This is a genomic window from Pantoea sp. NSTU24 (genome assembly GCF_050157905.1).
Classification (GTDB): domain Bacteria; phylum Pseudomonadota; class Gammaproteobacteria; order Enterobacterales; family Enterobacteriaceae; genus Pantoea.
The window spans coordinates 335989-350477 of sequence record NZ_JBKIWZ010000003.1; the positions used below are offsets into that span (position 1 = coordinate 335989).

The window sequence follows — 14489 nt, forward strand, 5'->3', positions numbered from 1 at the left end:
AGACTGAAGCAGGAACAGGTGCCGTATTTTATCGGCAAATGCTGAATCAGGATATCTTATTTGCAGAACATTCTTATTGCATGAATGAAGAAATAAGCTACCACCTTAAATGAGACGATCCGTTAAAGGACGCCGTGCAATGTAATCACACGCGGCATCCCTTACCGGCGCCCTTTCGCCACCGAAGCAGACCAGTTGAAATCGCTGACTTCGCTGGCGGTCAGTGACGAAGGTTTCTTTTTACGCAGGGGTTTTTTCTGCTTCTCCGCCTGCACTCTCGCCCTCTCCAGTTTGCGTGCCATCACCTGCTGACGTGCTTCACTATTAAATTCTCGCTCTTTTTTACTGTCCGGTTCCTTGCCGGTTCGCTGACGGTATTTCTCTGCCAGAACCTTATAAGCCTGCTCAACGGCCAGTCGTTCGTCGGCGTCGAACTGGTCAATCGAAATCATCTTTTTCTCGTTCATAACGGCATGTCCAGTGGCGGATGGTCCGGGCAGTGTACCGCATTTGTAGCCTGCTCACGCAGAGGATGAATGCCTGACGGCAGGAACATCCGGATAACCGGTAATTTTTCTTAAACCTGCCTGGTAACCCTGCTGAACACAAGGTTATCTCTTAATATAAAACTAATGTTTATCCGGTTAAATGATAGTGACCACGTACCGCCGGGGAGCGAAAGGAATGATAAAAGAGACCGATCGCCTGTCACAGGCGCTATTACGGCGGCATGGGATTGGTGTTAAACAAAAACGTATCTACTTCAGAGGCAGAGACCTGCTATTCCAGTTACGTAACGCGCGCTATGAAGTGTTCAGCGGCGATCGCTGCATTGCGACGGTAGACACTAACAACATCAACGATGCGATTAAGCAGTTCAAAGCACTGGATAACCCTGGAGAGAAATAGCCATGCCGGACTATCGCCTTTTTCAGAAGGATAAGACACTCAGAGCGGTGAATATTCTTCAGCAGGATCAGCAGGACGCGTTGATCGAAGAAGGCTATCACCTGCTCTGGAATGAGGTGCATGCGGAGAACGCGGAAGCCGCTCTGCTGCGCTATCAGCAACTGCGGGAGGAAGAAGAGAAGAGCGCACAGGGATTTGCCACGGATTCAGTAATAAGCAGCGTGCTGAACCTGATAACCCGTTAAGCCAGCGTGGCAGCAGCAGTACCGAGCCAAAGTTACTGTTAATTCATACCGTGCTGATTAAAATGGGGCAAACTCACCGCATACAGGTTTCTGATGAAGATCACCATTCACGATGAAGATGCGCTATTTATGCACAACTTCTTTGACGCCCCCTGCCACACCCTCGAAACTGACTCTCCTGAAGCTCTGCAGCTTCAGCAATCGCTTCAGCTGGCTATCCGTCAGAAAGAGGCCGAGTCACGCGACGACGGGAAGCGCAGCCTGACGTTTATCCTGCTTTTTCTGTTTTTATATGCTGCACTGGGCGCGTCACTCACGCTGGATCTCAGTAGCAAGGCCACAGCGCATAAGAGCATTGAATATGCGCTGGAAGCGATACCGGTACTTATCGCTTTCTCAGGCTTTTTTACCTCCATTCTCTATCTTTTCCTGACCCGGGCCAGCGCCAGAAAGCAGCGCAACTGGGAAAAAACTATTCTGGTGCTGGAAAAGTACACTATTGGCAACCTGTTCAAAGCGACCCACACTCAGGGCGGTGGCACCAGTAACTATTCTGTGCCTAACCTCTCCATTTCTCTGGCGATGTTTATCTGCGTGACCTGGCTGGTGATCTACAACTATCTGACTTTCACCACCAGTGGCGTATTTGGCAGCGTAATCTCGCTATTTATCAGCACTATGGTTTATGTGATCCTGGATATTCAGCTGCTCAAACCTTTTATTCATGCTGCCGGGAACGTCGACGCGGAAAAGCAGGATGAAGAGAAAGAGCAGAATTAACCTCTGCGCTGAGCCCTGACCTGAGTACCCGGCAGATGACCGGGTATTTTTTTGCCGTCGCGATGAATTCCCTGCCCGGCTGATACACACCCGATGTCGATGATGGAACAAAGTATCAGCTCTTCAGTATGTTGTAACTATATACAATCACATTTGATTCGCTGCGGACGGGATAATTCCGGCAGAACCCGCCATCACAGCGGGCCCGTAATGTTACCAGCGCGTCTTCTGCATATCGATGACGAAACGATACTTCACGTCACCCTTCAGCATGCGTTCAAAAGCCGTTTCAATCGTGTCGCCCGTGATCATCTCCACATCAGCCGTGATGTTGTGCTGACCGCAGAAATCAAGCATCTGCTGCGTTTCCTGAATGCTGCCAATCGAGGTGCCGCTGATGCTGAGACGACGAAACACCATCGGCGTCACGTTCGGTGAAGGATGCGGCTGATCGGGAATGCCCACCAGCACCAGCTGACCGTTGGTTTTCAGCGTATTAAGGTAGGGATCAAGGTCATGCGGTGCCGCCACACAGTCGAGAATAATATCCAGCGACGCCTGGCTGGCCGCCATCTGTGCAGCATCGCGCGAGACCACCACGTTTTTTGCTCCCAGCCGCAGCGCATCCTCACCTTTTGACGGAGACGTGGTAAACAGGGTGACCTCTGCGCCCAGAGCGCTGGCCAGTTTGACTGCCATGTGACCCAGCCCGCCGAGGCCGACCACTCCCACGCGGTCGCCAGCTTTGACTTTAAAGTGCTGCAGCGGCGACCAGACAGTAACGCCTGCACACAGCAATGGCGCTACCGCATTCAGCGCCAGATTGTCGGGCACAGTGACCACAAAATGTTGATCAGCAATGACATATTGCGCATAACCGCCAAACGTAGTCTGGCCGGTGTATTTATCTGTGCCGTTATAGGTTGGCGTGAAGCCAGCCTCACAATATTGCTCTTCCTGCTGCTGGCAGAAGTGGCATCCACCGCAGGAGTCGACCATTACGCCCACCCCGACCGTCTGGCCGACAGTAAATTTAGTGACATTGTCACCAATGGCGGCAACTCGCCCCACAATTTCATGCCCTGGCACCAGCGGATAGCGGCTGACACCCCATTCATTGCGCGCCATGTGAAGATCAGAATGGCAGACGCCGCAGTAGAGGATCTCAATCCTGACGTCGTCCGCCTGCAGGTCACGAATATCCGCCTGACCGGCACGCAGCGGCTGGTCGGCATGGGTCGCTATCAGCGCGTTAATTTTCATCTGTTACCTCTTCTTACCTGGTGGGTCTTAAGAAAGCGGCACACTATAGACATACAGGCACCGGTTTGGTAGTAGTTACCTTTTGGTTACCACTCTCCGTGAGGTTCAGATGCCGGTCTGGGTTGAAGGAAAATTATGCTTTTATGCGGACTCTCCGCCGCGTCGTCTGCTGGAGCTTTTTTCGGTGAAATGGAGCACGATGGTGCTGCATGCGCTGTATCACTGGCCGGAACACCGGGCACGAACCGGTGAACTTGCGCGCAGTCTGCAGGGTATTTCGAAGAAAATGCTGATTCAGACGCTACGTGAACTGGAACAGCGCGGACTGGTGGCACGGCACGTGTATCAGGTGGTCCCGCCCAAAGTAGAGTACAGTCTGACCGCGCTGGGCCATACCTTTTCCAGGCCGATCGAAGAAATGTATCAGTGGGGTCTGGAGAATCAGGCTGCGCTGGATGAGATGGAAAATCATCTGCGCAGCCATCAGGAGACTGACGGCTGACGCGCCATTAGTCAGGTCGCCGTGCAGCGTCAGTCGAATGGAAATTCGCGTGCCAGCACGCGGGAGATCACATTCAGCGCGCCTTCATCGTTGTTACTCTGGGTCTGATAGCGCGCCACGGCTGACACCGCCTCTGCCGCATTGGCCATGGAGAAGCTGAAGCAGGCCTGACGCAGCATCTCGATATCGTTGGCGCTGTCACCGATCGCCAGCACTTCACAGTCGCTGATGCCCCACTTTTCCTGCAGCAGCGCGATGCCGTGCGCTTTATGACAGCCAGGGATAATCAGGTCGATAAAGCCAAAACCGCTTGATACCGGATGCATGATATTTTCCAGTTCGCCCAGCGAAGCATGCAGGCGTTGCAGCAGGGCATCGACCCCTTTGTGCTCCAGCTTCAGCGAGAACTTAAAAATGGTGTCGTCAATGGCGTAGAGGTCATCACGTTTTTCCAGCCGATGATAGTGGCTGGCAAGCTTTTCCACGATCTCGTCAGAAGCGGACGTGTGTATATAGGCACTGTTGCGTCCACAGACCACGACGGCAATATCGGGTTCATGCGAAAGGATATCCAGAATCTGATGCACTTTTTCCTGCGCTAATTCGCCGCAGAAAATCTCCTCATTGCAGTCGGACACCCAGGCACCATTTTCCGCCACAAAGGCGATTTCATCTTTGATGTCCGGAAAGTAGCGCTGTAGCTGGTAATACTGGTTGCCACTGGCGACCACAAAGCGGATCCCTTTCTCTTTCAGCAGCGCATACTGACGTGAAAACCGCTGAACGTTGTACTGCTTATTGTCGTCCAGAAAGGTGCCATCCATATCCACCGCAATCATCTTAACCGCCATCTCACCTGCCCCTTTGTGTTTGCCGTCTGTTCCTTTCGGCTGATTGATTTGATTCATAAAGCTTACTCGCTGTGTGGATTAATGAGAATGCAAATAGTGACTTTGCTAACGGCTTTCGGAGCCTTCCGGATCCGGAGTTGTGTCATGACGCACGGTTTTTAGCGTTAAAAGGATGTTAACTTCAATACAAAATTACGAACGAAGGTTATTTAAATTACATTCGTAACTCCACACCGGCCTGCAAGGAGTCTTTTATGCAAAAATCCGTACGTTATACCCCACTGCCTGACGATACGGGGGCGGCAATCTGTGCGTTTAAACAGCAGCTGCGCGCACAGATTGGCAATGTCGATGCGCTGTTCCGCCAGATATGCGACAACATCACAGCAGCGATTGCGGCGGCGAAAGCCGATGAGCAGCGAACGGGCAGCGCCTGGCCTATAGTTCCGATGCAGGACATTACCGCCGGACAGGTTTCAGATGAAACCCGGGCGCTGATTAAACGCCGTGGCTGCGTGGTCATTAAGCAGCATTTTGCGCGTGAGCAGGCGCTGGCCTGGGATAAGTCGATGCTCGACTATCTGGATCATAATCAGTTCGATCAGCAGTATCGCGGGCCTGGCGATGACTTTTTCGGCTCGCTGGCTGCTTCACGGCCTGAAATCTACCCGATCTACTGGTCCCAGGCGCAGATGCAGGCCCGACAGAGTGCGGCGATGGCCGACGCGCAATCTTTTCTGAACCGGCTATGGACATCAGAATCGCAGGGCAGACAGTGGTTCGATCCTGATGTCAGCATTATTTATCCCGACCGGATCCGCCGCCGATTGCCGGGCACCACATCAAAAGGCTTAGGGGCGCATACGGATTCCGGCGCGCTGGAACGCTGGTTACTGCCCGCTTATCAGCGGGTCTTCCATAAACTGTTTCAGGGTAACTTCGACGCTTACGATCCCTGGGATGCGGCACACCGGACGGAGGTTGATGAGTATGATCTGCCAGGCACCACCAAATGCTCGGTGTTCCGTACTTTCCAGGGCTGGACGGCGCTATCCGATATGATCCCTGGGCAGGGGCTACTGCATGTGGTTCCGGTACCTCAGGCGATGGCTTACGTGCTGCTACGTCCACTCCTGTCTGACGTGCCGGAAGAGGAACTGTGCGGCGTTGCGCCCGGACGGGTATTGCCAATCAGCGATCGGTGGCATCCGCATCTGATGGCCGGACTCTGTTCGATTCCCGCTTTAGAGGCAGGCGATTCGGTATGGTGGCACTGTGATGTCATTCATGCCGTTGCACCGGTCGAAGATCAGCAGGGCTGGGGCAACGTGATGTATATCCCTGCCGCCCCTCTGTGTGAAAAAAACCGTGCCTATGCCAGAGAAGTTGTACAGGCGCTGGAGCAGGGCCGGTCGCCAGGCGATTTTCCGCCAGAAGATTATGAAGCGGCATGGGAGGGGCGCTTTACGCTGGCAGACCTCAACAGCTATGGACGCCGGGCGCTGGGTCTGAGCTAATCCGGCGCATGAACGCCGGATAAACCCTGTTACACTGCACAGTCTGTTTACAGCGAAACGGTATTATGAACCCGCGACATCATCAAATTATTCAACTGGTTAATAGCCGGGGCAGCGTGCCTGTCAGCGAACTGGCGCAGCTAACCGGCGTGTCTGAAGTCACGGTACGCCAGGATCTTACGCTGCTGGAGCGCGACCGGCTGCTGCGCCGGGTTCACGGTTCAGCGCTGGCGCTGGATAGCGATAACGTCGGCACCCGCATGAATACCCGCTATCCGGTTAAGCAGGCGCTGGCGCGCCATGCGGCCAGCCTGGTGCAGCATGGGGAGTCGGTGTTTATCGAAGGCGGCAGTACCAACGCCCTGCTGGCGCGTGCGCTGGCCGACCGGGCCGATCTGACGCTGATTACCGTCAGCCACTACATTGCCCAGCTTCTGCGTGAAGCCGCCTGCGAGGTCATCGTTCTGGGGGGCCTGTTGCAGAAAAGCAGTGAGTCAGTGGTCGGCCCGCTGACCCGTTACTCCATCCAGCAGGTCCATTTTCACCGGGCATTTGTTGGCGTGGATGGCTGGCATCCGGAAACCGGTTTTACCGGTCGCAATATGCTGCGCTGCGATGTGGTCGATGCCGTACTGGCCAGGGGCGCTGAAAGTTATGCCCTGACCGACGCGTCTAAATTTGGTCAGGTTCACCCTTATCCGCTCTCTTCGGGTTATCAGGTCGGGCATGTGATTACCGACAAAATGCTGGACGCATCAACGGTAACGCAGCTCAGGGAGCAGGCGATCGTGGTCAGCCTGGTCGCGACGGATCAGCCAGAACCGGGTCTCTGAGCCACAGAGTCGCGCAGCATCAGACGGGCGGTAAAGGGAGCCTGTGGATGCCAGTCACCGCCATCCAGCATGGTCAGCAGACGCTTTATGGTCTCGTCAATCATCTCGGTGACCGGCAGCTTCATACTCGACAGCGATGGCGTGACGTAGGGTGCCAGAGGGATATCATCGAAGCCGATCACCGAAACCTGCTCAGGCACCGCAATCTGGCATTCCGTCAGACGTTTAATCGCCCCAATCGCCATTTCATCGTTACTCGCCACCAGTGCGCTGAATGTTACTGCACGCGCCAGCAGCATATCCACAGCGGCCATGCCGCTCTGTGCCGTCCATTTACCCGCCACGATGCGCGCCGGATCAGCCTCGATGCCCGCCGAGGTCAGCGCAGCACGATAACCGGAGAGGCGCTCAATACCGGTTGTTGAGTCCGGCGAGCCGGTGATAAACGCAATATCCCGGTGTCCCTGTGCCAGCAGATGGCTTACCGCCATGGCGCTGCTGGCATGCTGATCGCTGAAAATGCAGTAGCTCTGGTTGATACGCAGCCGCCGGTTGATAACCAGAATCGGCTTATTATGTCGGGAGATAATAGCATCCAGTGCATCAATGCTCAGGAAGCGCGGGTAGATGATGATGCCGTCACAGCGCAGATCGAGCAGAAACTCGATCGCTGCCTGCTCCTGCTCCGCAGAATGCTTACCGTCCGCCAGAATAAGCTGACGACCCTGCTGCTCCAGGATGCGCGCGGAGTGCGCCATCATTTCTGTAAAGTAGCTGCCGCTGTAGAGTGTGTTGGTCATCACCAGCCCGATGGTCTGAGAGGTGCGGGTTGCCAGATTCCGCGCCAGCAGATTGGGCCGGTAGCCGGTTTCAGCAATGGCCTGCAGGACCTGCTCCCGTTTTTGCTGGCCGACATAGCCATTGCCGGAGAGCACGCGTGACACGGTCGCTTTTGAGACGCCCGCCCGTTTTGCCACTTCCTGAATCGTTGCCATGATGCTGCTCCTCTGCTGCGTCCGTCATGCAGTCTACCTAAGCCACTCAATATTGGAAATATTTACCCGGCGTCGGCGCAAATGCCGCCCTGCTTCCCAAGTGATACGCTTCACAAAACCGAAAGCTGCCTGATTTTCGGGCTTGTCGGGAAGTGTAAAGCCCTTCATGATTTTGTGAAACCGGTTTCCTATCAGCCTGTCCGCAGGTACATAAAACATAAATTCTGACCGATTTACCCTACAGAGAAGAGCGATCATGCCCAGAAATTATGCCGAGGTGTCTCGCGCCATCGTTGATGCGCTAGGCGGCCTCACCAACATCGAAGCCGTAACGCACTGTATGACGCGTCTGCGGTTTGTAGTGAAGGATGACACGCAGATTGACTATCCCAGGCTCAAAGCGATTCACGGCGTGCTGGGCGTGGTGCATAACGATACCCAGTGTCAGGTAATTATCGGAAACACAGTATCGCAGGCTTATCAGGCACTGCTGGAACTGGGCTCACCGGGTGCCTCATCCAGCGCACCGGTGAAACGTAAAATCACGTTCAGGCGGATTGGCGCGGGCATACTGGATGCGCTGGTCGGCACGATGTCGCCGTTAATTCCGGCCATTATCGGCGGATCGATGGTGAAACTGCTGGCGATGATTCTGGATATGGCGGGACTGTTTGACAAAGGCTCGTCAACCCTGGTGATCCTCAACGTCATCGGCGACGGCGCATTTTTCTTCCTGCCCGTCATGGTGGCGGCCTCGGCAGCACTGAAATTCAAAACCAACATGTCGCTGGCGATCGCGATTGCCGGTGTGCTGGTTCATCCCACCTTTATCGATCTGATGGCGAAAGCCGCGCAGGGGCAGCCGGTAGAGTTTGCCCTGATTCCGGTGACAGCGGTGAAATACACCTACACCGTCATCCCGGCACTGGTGATGACCTGGATCCTGTCGCACATTGAGCGCGGCGTGGACCGCATCACGCCTGCCGTGACGAAAAACTTCCTGAAACCGATGCTGATTGTGCTGATTGCCGCGCCCATCGCCATTGTGCTGATTGGCCCGATTGGCATCTGGATCGGCAGCGGCATCTCTGCACTGGTCTATACCGTTCATGACTATCTTGGCTGGCTTTCTGTGGCCATCATGGGGGCGATCTGGCCGCTGCTGGTGATGACCGGGATGCACCGGGTCTTTACGCCAACCATCATCCAGACCATTGCTGAAACCGGAAAAGAGGGCATGGTGATGCCGTCTGAGATTGGCGCCAACCTGTCACTGGGTGGGTCGTCCCTGGCGGTGGCGTTTCGCACTAAAAACCGCGAACTGCGCCAGACCGCGCTGGCCGCAGCGGCCTCCGCAATTGTGGCGGGCATTTCAGAACCTGCACTGTATGGTGTGGCGGTTCGTCTGAAGCGACCACTGATCGCCTGCCTCATCAGCGGATTTATCTGCGGTGCCGTCGCGGGAATTGGCGGGCTGGCCAGTCATTCAATGGCCTCACCTGGCCTCTTTACCAGCGTCCAGTTTTTTGATCCTGCCAATCCGATGACGATCGTCTGGGTCGGCGCGGTAATGATTCTGTCCGTCGTGCTGTCATTTGTTCTGACGCTGTTACTGGGCTTCGAGGATATTCCGGAGACGGAACCGCAGCCCGCATCGCAGACCTCGCCCGTGACTGAACGTACTAACGCAATTAGCAGCCATTAAAGGAACCGGTCAACGCGACCAGAAAAAAAGAGGATTGCATGTCTGAATCAAGGTTTCCGCAAGGATTTTTATGGGGTGGCGCGCTGGCCGCGAACCAGAGTGAAGGTGGCTTTCGCGAGAGCGGAAAAGGCTTAACTACTGTTGATATGATCCCACATGGTCCGCACCGTATGCCGGTCAAGCTGGGGCTGGAAAAGCGATTTACCCTGCGTGACGATGAGTTCTATCCCAGCCATGAGGCTATCGATTTCTATCATCGCTACCGGGAAGATATTGCGCTGATGGCAGAGATGGGGTTCAGCGTGTTCCGTACCTCCATTGCCTGGAGTCGGCTCTATCCGAATGGAGATGAGCTGACGCCTGCCCCGGCTGGCATCGCCTTCTACCGTGCGGTGTTTGAGGAGTGCCGCAAATACGGTATCGAACCGCTGGTCACGCTCTGCCATTTTGATGTGCCGATGCATCTGGTCACCGAATATGGCTCATGGCGCAACAGGAAGATGGTCGACTTCTTCGCCCGCTACGCCCGCAGCTGCTTTGAAGCGTTTGATGGTCTGGTGAAGTACTGGCTGACCTTCAACGAGATTAATATTCTGCTGCACAGTCCGTTCTCTGGTGCAGGCTTAGTGTTTGAACCCGGTGAGAATAAGGAGCAGGTTAAGTATCAGGCGGCGCATCATGAGCTGGTCGCCAGCGCCCTGGTGACGCGCATCGCGCATGAGGTGAACCCGGCGAATCAGGTCGGCTGCATGCTGGCAGGCGGGAACTTCTACCCGTGGTCCAGCAAACCAGAAGATGTCTGGGCGGCGCTGGAAAAGGATCGTGAGAACCTCTTCTTTATCGACGTGCAGGCACGGGGCGCGTATCCCGCTTATGCCGCCCGCCTGTTCCGGGAAAAGGGGATTACGCTTGAGATCGCCGACGGGGATGATGAGATCCTGAAAAACAGCGTCGATTTTGTCTCGTTCAGCTATTACGCCTCACGCTGCGCCTCGGCAGAAATGAATGAGCAAAACAGCAGCGCCGCCAATGTGGTGAAATCCCTGACTAACCCACACGTGCCGCGCAGCGAATGGGGTTGGGGCATCGATCCACTCGGCTTACGCATCACCATGAATATGATGTATGACCGCTATCAGAAGCCGCTGTTCCTGGTGGAAAATGGTCTGGGCGCGCGCGATGAGATCGATGATAACGGCGAGATCAATGACGATTACCGCATCAGCTATCTTCGTGAACATATCCGCGCGATGGGTGATGCCATTGAAGATGGCGTGCCGGTGCTGGGCTACACCAGCTGGGGCTGCATCGATCTGGTGGCGGCCTCAACCGGAGAGATGAGCAAGCGCTATGGCTTTGTTTATGTTGACCGCGACGATCGCGGAAACGGCACGCTGGCGCGCATGCGTAAAAAGTCATTCTGGTGGTACAAAAAAGTGATCGCCAGCAACGGCACCGATCTTGAGTGACACCGTCACACAGGGCCGGTAATGTGCCCGTCAGCAGCAGTGGCAGAGACGCTCAACGGCCTCTCTGCCGATTGTGCTCTGGCAGAAATTATCGTATAACCACTGTCTCCGAGGGGTGTCCTGTAACGGGCTGAGATGGCGTAAGCCGAACCCTTTGAACCTGATCTGGGTCATGCCAGCGAAGGGACGGGTCGGCAGATTCTTCTGTCTTATCTCCTGCATTATCCCCTGTTCCAGACCGTATGCCCGGATCTCCCTGACAACCGGAGATCCTATGTCACGTCCGCTTTTCGATACCGGCTTTTATGGCCGTCTGCGCCAGCAGGCGGGTCCCCACTGGCACGCCTATGTTGCGCATGACTTCGTGCAGCAACTCGGCCAGGGTACGCTGCCCGCCGCCGCTTTCCGGCATTATCTGGTGCAGGACTACCAGTTTCTGCTGCACTTTGCCCGCGCCTGGGGCCTGCTGATCAGCAAACTCACCGATCCAGACGCGCTGCGTCATGCGACCACCTCACTTAATGCCATCATCAATGAACTGCCGTTGCACCAGACTTACTGCCGGCAATGGGGCATCAGCGAAACCGATATGGCCGCAGAACCTGAAGCAATGGACACGCTGAACTACACCCGCTATGTGCTGGATGTCGGCCACACCGGCGATGCGCTGGCGTTGATGCCCTGCGTCGCCGGTTATGCCGAGATCGGCCTGAACCTGCTGCACGACCCATCTACCCGCTTTGAAGGTAATCCTTATGCGGCGTGGATAGAGAACTACGGCGATAAAAGCTATCTGACGGGCGTTCGCCGCTCGCTCTCCCTGTTTGAACGGCTGGCGCATGAGTGCGCCGGTGAAGCACGATTTGATCAGCTGACGGACATTTTCACCACAGCGACCCGGCTGGAATCGGCTTTCTGGCAGATGGGGCTGAATCAGGTGACCAGCCTGGAGAATGACGCATGAGGATCACGACCCTGCCTGCCGCACCGGGGATTCTGGTGCGTCAGCTCACCCTGAATTTCGGGCTGCAGCCGCTCTTCAGTCAGCTTGATCTGGAAATTGCAGGCGGAAAAATCACCGCGCTGCTCGGGGCCAGCGGCGTCGGTAAAAGCAGCCTGATGCGGGTCATTGCCGGACTGACACCACCCGTCGCCGGAGAAGTCAGCGGCAGCGATGGGCTGCCGCTGACCGGCCGCATCGCCTGGATGGGGCAGCAGGATCTGCTCTATCCCTGGCTGACGATAGAACAGAATGTCTGCCTTGCCAGCCGTCTGCGCGGGGAAAAGGCTGACCCCGGCCGGGCGCGGCATCTTCTTGCGCAGGTCGGGCTGAGCCACTGCGCCCGCGCACGGCCTGCGACGCTCTCCGGTGGGATGCGGCAGCGGGCGGCACTGGCGCGTACGCTCTATACCCGTCAGCCCGTCGTTCTGATGGACGAGCCCTTCTCGGCGCTGGATGCCCTGACCCGCAGTCAGATTCAGACGCTGGCCGCAGAGGTGCTGGCCGATCATACGGTCCTGCTGATTACTCATGATGTGGCGGAAGCCTGCCGGCTCGCGCACCATTGTCTGGTCATCGGTCCGGCGGGCGTTGAAGCCTGCCCGCCTCTACCGGGAGAGCCGCCCCGCGCCGCCGATGACCTCCATGTTATCCGGAGTCAGGCCACACTGCTGAAACAGCTGAGCAGGGTAGCCGGATGAGATTACAGGCAGGCTTTAACGGCTTTCGCCGTATCCTGATGATCGCCGCCGGGCTGATTGCAGTGTGGTGGCTTGCCACACTGACCGCTGTTCCGGCCTTTCTGCTGCCCTCACCCGCCTCGGTCGCCGCCGCGCTGTGGCAGAACGCGGACTACCTGATGCATCACACGCTGATCACCCTGTCCGAGATCCTCAGCGGCATGGTTGCCGGCGTACTGCTGGGTGGCGCACTGGCGCTGGGCATGACCTTTTCGCCGGGGCTGCGGCGCTGGATGATGCCGCTGGTGATCATCAGCCAGGCGATCCCGGTCTTTGCCCTGGCTCCATTGCTGGTGCTCTGGTTTGGCTTCGGCATGGGAGCAAAAGTCGCAATGGCGATTCTGGTGATCTTCTTTCCCGTAACCGCCACCTTTTCTGATGGCCTGCGTCGCGTCACACCTGGCTACCTCGATCTGGCTCGCACCCTGGGCGCGTCACAGGCCACGCAGGTGTGGCATGTCCGGCTGCCCGCCGCGCTGCCTGCGCTGGGCTCCGGCCTGCGTATGGCTGCAGCGGTCGCGCCCATTGGTGCCATCATCGGCGAATGGGTCGGTTCAGCCGAAGGGCTGGGATACGTGATGCTGAACGCTAATGCCCGGATGCAGAGTGACCTCTGTTTCGCTGCCCTGTTTATTCTGGTGCTGATGACGCTGGCCCTGTGGCTGACGCTCGACCGTCTGCTGCGCCGCCTGATCGCCTGGGCACCGGAAACCCCCTGATGACCTCACTGATGAGAAACGCTATGACAAAAATGCCCTTGTTTATTCTGCTAATCAGCGCCTCCCTCGCCGCCCGGGCGCAGACGATGGAAAAAATGACCCTGGTGCTCGACTGGTATATCAATCCCGATCACGCCCCGCTGCTGGTGGCTCAGCAGAGCGGTGCCTTTGCCGCAGAGGGGCTGGAGGTGACGATGATCCCGCCCTCCGACCCTGCGCTGCCGCCGCGTCTGGTGGCCGCGAAGCAGGCTGACCTCGCCATCACCTATCAGCCGCAGTTGCACTTCTTTGCCGATCAGGGCCTGCCGCTGATGCGGGTCGGTACGCTGGTCGATACGCCCCTGAATACCCTGATGACGCTGGATAAATCCATCCGGCAGCCGGGCGATCTGAAAGGCAAGCGCATCGGTTACTCCGTCAGCGGCATCGAGCAGGCAACGCTGGCCACCATGCTGGCCCACAACGGGGTGAGCAGTGACCAGGTTAAACTGGTTAACGTCAACTTTCAGCTGACCAGTGCCCTGCTGACCGGCCAGGTGGATGCGGTCATCGGCGGCTATCGCAATATTGAAGCGCTGGAACTGAAACAGCAGGGTAAAGATCCGGTGGTTTTTAACATCGAGGATTATGGGGTGCCGGCTTATGATGAACTGATTATTGTCGCTAACCGTGAAGATGCGCATGCAGAGAAAATCCAGAAATTTCTGCGCGCGCTAAAGAAGGGGAATGCTGAGCTGCAGGCTCATCCTGAAGAGAGCTGGCTGGCGTTTGCCCGCCTGCATCCGGAGCTGAATACACCGCTGAATCATGAGGCCTGGCGCGCCACCCTGCCGCGGTTCGCTGTCAACCCGGCAAAACTGGATCGCGCTCGCTATCAGGCCTATGAGCAGTTTTTGTTTGATAACAAACTGATCAAAAAAATCACGCCGGTTGAGCATTATGCCACCGGCAGTGAGTGAGT

16 protein-coding genes and 1 riboswitch are annotated in these 14489 nt (G+C 56.4%); of the genes, 12 read left to right on the forward strand and 4 right to left on the reverse strand.

What is annotated here, in order from left to right:
• Nucleotides 1-161 precede the first annotated feature (161 nt).
• A complete protein-coding gene (locus ACLHDD_RS20105; protein WP_427105589.1) occupies nt 162-467 on the reverse strand; it encodes a hypothetical protein in 306 nt (101 codons plus the stop codon).
• 217 nt (nt 468-684) lie between these two features.
• Between ACLHDD_RS20105 and ACLHDD_RS20110 the strand changes: the two genes are divergently transcribed.
• From ACLHDD_RS20110 to ACLHDD_RS20120, 3 genes are all read left to right on the forward strand, one after another.
• Nucleotides 685-909: a hypothetical protein gene (locus tag ACLHDD_RS20110; RefSeq protein WP_427105590.1), complete on the forward strand. Its 225-nt coding sequence runs from the start codon at nt 685-687 to the stop codon at nt 907-909.
• A 2-nt stretch (nt 910-911) separates the two neighbouring features.
• Nucleotides 912-1154 (forward strand): hypothetical protein, encoded by a 243-nt coding sequence (locus tag ACLHDD_RS20115; RefSeq protein ID WP_427105591.1) that lies wholly within the window; start codon nt 912-914, stop codon nt 1152-1154.
• Between the two features lie 93 nt (nt 1155-1247).
• The gene (locus ACLHDD_RS20120) at nt 1248-1934 is read left to right on the forward strand and encodes a hypothetical protein (RefSeq protein WP_427105592.1); all 687 of its coding nucleotides are present in this window, start codon (nt 1248-1250) and stop codon (nt 1932-1934) included.
• Between the two features lie 213 nt (nt 1935-2147).
• On the opposite strand, the gene ACLHDD_RS20125 is transcribed toward ACLHDD_RS20120, so the two are convergent.
• Nucleotides 2148-3197 (reverse strand): NAD(P)-dependent alcohol dehydrogenase, encoded by a 1050-nt coding sequence (locus tag ACLHDD_RS20125; RefSeq protein WP_427105593.1) that lies wholly within the window; start codon nt 3195-3197, stop codon nt 2148-2150.
• A 109-nt stretch (nt 3198-3306) separates the two neighbouring features.
• On the opposite strand from ACLHDD_RS20125, the gene ACLHDD_RS20130 reads away from it, so the two are divergent.
• Nucleotides 3307-3699: a winged helix-turn-helix transcriptional regulator gene (locus tag ACLHDD_RS20130; RefSeq protein WP_427105594.1), complete on the forward strand. Its 393-nt coding sequence runs from the start codon at nt 3307-3309 to the stop codon at nt 3697-3699.
• Between the two features lie 29 nt (nt 3700-3728).
• Here ACLHDD_RS20130 and ACLHDD_RS20135 read toward each other — a convergent pair whose 3' ends face one another.
• Nucleotides 3729-4550 (reverse strand): Cof-type HAD-IIB family hydrolase, encoded by an 822-nt coding sequence (locus tag ACLHDD_RS20135; protein ID WP_427105661.1) that lies wholly within the window; start codon nt 4548-4550, stop codon nt 3729-3731.
• A 254-nt stretch (nt 4551-4804) separates the two neighbouring features.
• Between ACLHDD_RS20135 and ACLHDD_RS20140 the strand changes: the two genes are divergently transcribed.
• On the forward strand, nt 4805-6067 hold the full coding sequence (locus tag ACLHDD_RS20140) for a DUF1479 domain-containing protein (protein ID WP_427105595.1): 1263 nt from the start codon (nt 4805-4807) through the stop codon (nt 6065-6067).
• 65 nt (nt 6068-6132) lie between these two features.
• Entirely contained in the window at nt 6133-6900 is a 768-nt protein-coding gene (locus tag ACLHDD_RS20145; protein WP_427105596.1) for a DNA-binding transcriptional regulator YciT, read from the forward strand.
• Here the strand turns inward: ACLHDD_RS20145 and ACLHDD_RS20150 are convergent.
• Entirely contained in the window at nt 6879-7895 is a 1017-nt protein-coding gene (locus ACLHDD_RS20150; RefSeq protein WP_427105597.1) for a LacI family DNA-binding transcriptional regulator, read from the reverse strand. The genes ACLHDD_RS20145 and ACLHDD_RS20150 overlap by 22 nt on opposite strands.
• 256 nt (nt 7896-8151) lie before the next feature.
• Between ACLHDD_RS20150 and ascF the strand changes: the two genes are divergently transcribed.
• The 6 genes from ascF (at nt 8152) to ACLHDD_RS20180 (ending at nt 14487) form a co-directional block, all read left to right on the forward strand.
• Complete coding sequence (ascF, locus tag ACLHDD_RS20155; RefSeq protein WP_427105598.1) at nt 8152-9600, forward strand: PTS cellobiose/arbutin/salicin transporter subunit IIBC; 1449 nt, start codon at nt 8152-8154, stop codon at nt 9598-9600.
• Between the two features lie 38 nt (nt 9601-9638).
• Nucleotides 9639-11069 carry a 6-phospho-beta-glucosidase gene (locus ACLHDD_RS20160; RefSeq protein WP_427105599.1) on the forward strand — a complete coding sequence of 477 codons (1431 nt, stop codon included), beginning with the start codon at nt 9639-9641 and terminating at the stop codon, nt 11067-11069.
• A 101-nt stretch (nt 11070-11170) separates the two neighbouring features.
• Nucleotides 11171-11273: riboswitch (TPP riboswitch) on the forward strand.
• A 70-nt stretch (nt 11274-11343) separates the two neighbouring features.
• The gene (locus ACLHDD_RS20165; RefSeq protein ID WP_427105600.1) at nt 11344-12033 is read left to right on the forward strand and encodes a TenA family protein; all 690 of its coding nucleotides are present in this window, start codon (nt 11344-11346) and stop codon (nt 12031-12033) included.
• Complete coding sequence (locus ACLHDD_RS20170) at nt 12030-12770, forward strand: ABC transporter ATP-binding protein (RefSeq protein WP_427105601.1); 741 nt, start codon at nt 12030-12032, stop codon at nt 12768-12770. The genes ACLHDD_RS20165 and ACLHDD_RS20170 overlap by 4 nt, the downstream gene beginning before the upstream one ends.
• Nucleotides 12767-13528 (forward strand): ABC transporter permease, encoded by a 762-nt coding sequence (locus tag ACLHDD_RS20175; RefSeq protein ID WP_427105602.1) that lies wholly within the window; start codon nt 12767-12769, stop codon nt 13526-13528. The genes ACLHDD_RS20170 and ACLHDD_RS20175 overlap by 4 nt, the downstream gene beginning before the upstream one ends.
• Nucleotides 13529-13551: 23 nt before the next feature.
• Nucleotides 13552-14487, forward strand: a complete 936-nt coding sequence (locus ACLHDD_RS20180; RefSeq protein ID WP_427105603.1) for an ABC transporter substrate-binding protein — start codon at nt 13552-13554, stop codon at nt 14485-14487.
• Nucleotides 14488-14489: the final 2 nt, after the last annotated feature.

Coding starts and splice junctions, on each gene's coding strand:
- ACLHDD_RS20120 (WP_427105592.1), top strand. CDS start 1,248: ATGAAGATCACCATTCACGATGAAGATGCGCTATTTATGCACAACTTC.
- ACLHDD_RS20145 (WP_427105596.1), top strand. CDS start 6,133: ATGAACCCGCGACATCATCAAATTATTCAACTGGTTAATAGCCGGGGC.
- ACLHDD_RS20160 (WP_427105599.1), top strand. CDS start 9,639: ATGTCTGAATCAAGGTTTCCGCAAGGATTTTTATGGGGTGGCGCGCTG.
- ACLHDD_RS20175 (WP_427105602.1), top strand. CDS start 12,767: ATGAGATTACAGGCAGGCTTTAACGGCTTTCGCCGTATCCTGATGATC.
- ACLHDD_RS20110 (WP_427105590.1), top strand. CDS start 685: ATGATAAAAGAGACCGATCGCCTGTCACAGGCGCTATTACGGCGGCAT.
- ACLHDD_RS20165 (WP_427105600.1), top strand. CDS start 11,344: ATGTCACGTCCGCTTTTCGATACCGGCTTTTATGGCCGTCTGCGCCAG.
- ACLHDD_RS20135 (WP_427105661.1), bottom strand. CDS start 4,550: ATGGCGGTTAAGATGATTGCGGTGGATATGGATGGCACCTTTCTGGAC.
- ACLHDD_RS20170 (WP_427105601.1), top strand. CDS start 12,030: ATGAGGATCACGACCCTGCCTGCCGCACCGGGGATTCTGGTGCGTCAG.
- ACLHDD_RS20180 (WP_427105603.1), top strand. CDS start 13,552: ATGACAAAAATGCCCTTGTTTATTCTGCTAATCAGCGCCTCCCTCGCC.
- ACLHDD_RS20130 (WP_427105594.1), top strand. CDS start 3,307: ATGCCGGTCTGGGTTGAAGGAAAATTATGCTTTTATGCGGACTCTCCG.
- ACLHDD_RS20115 (WP_427105591.1), top strand. CDS start 912: ATGCCGGACTATCGCCTTTTTCAGAAGGATAAGACACTCAGAGCGGTG.
- ACLHDD_RS20125 (WP_427105593.1), bottom strand. CDS start 3,197: ATGAAAATTAACGCGCTGATAGCGACCCATGCCGACCAGCCGCTGCGT.
- ACLHDD_RS20105 (WP_427105589.1), bottom strand. CDS start 467: ATGAACGAGAAAAAGATGATTTCGATTGACCAGTTCGACGCCGACGAA.
- ascF (WP_427105598.1), top strand. CDS start 8,152: ATGCCCAGAAATTATGCCGAGGTGTCTCGCGCCATCGTTGATGCGCTA.
- ACLHDD_RS20150 (WP_427105597.1), bottom strand. CDS start 7,895: ATGGCAACGATTCAGGAAGTGGCAAAACGGGCGGGCGTCTCAAAAGCG.
- ACLHDD_RS20140 (WP_427105595.1), top strand. CDS start 4,805: ATGCAAAAATCCGTACGTTATACCCCACTGCCTGACGATACGGGGGCG.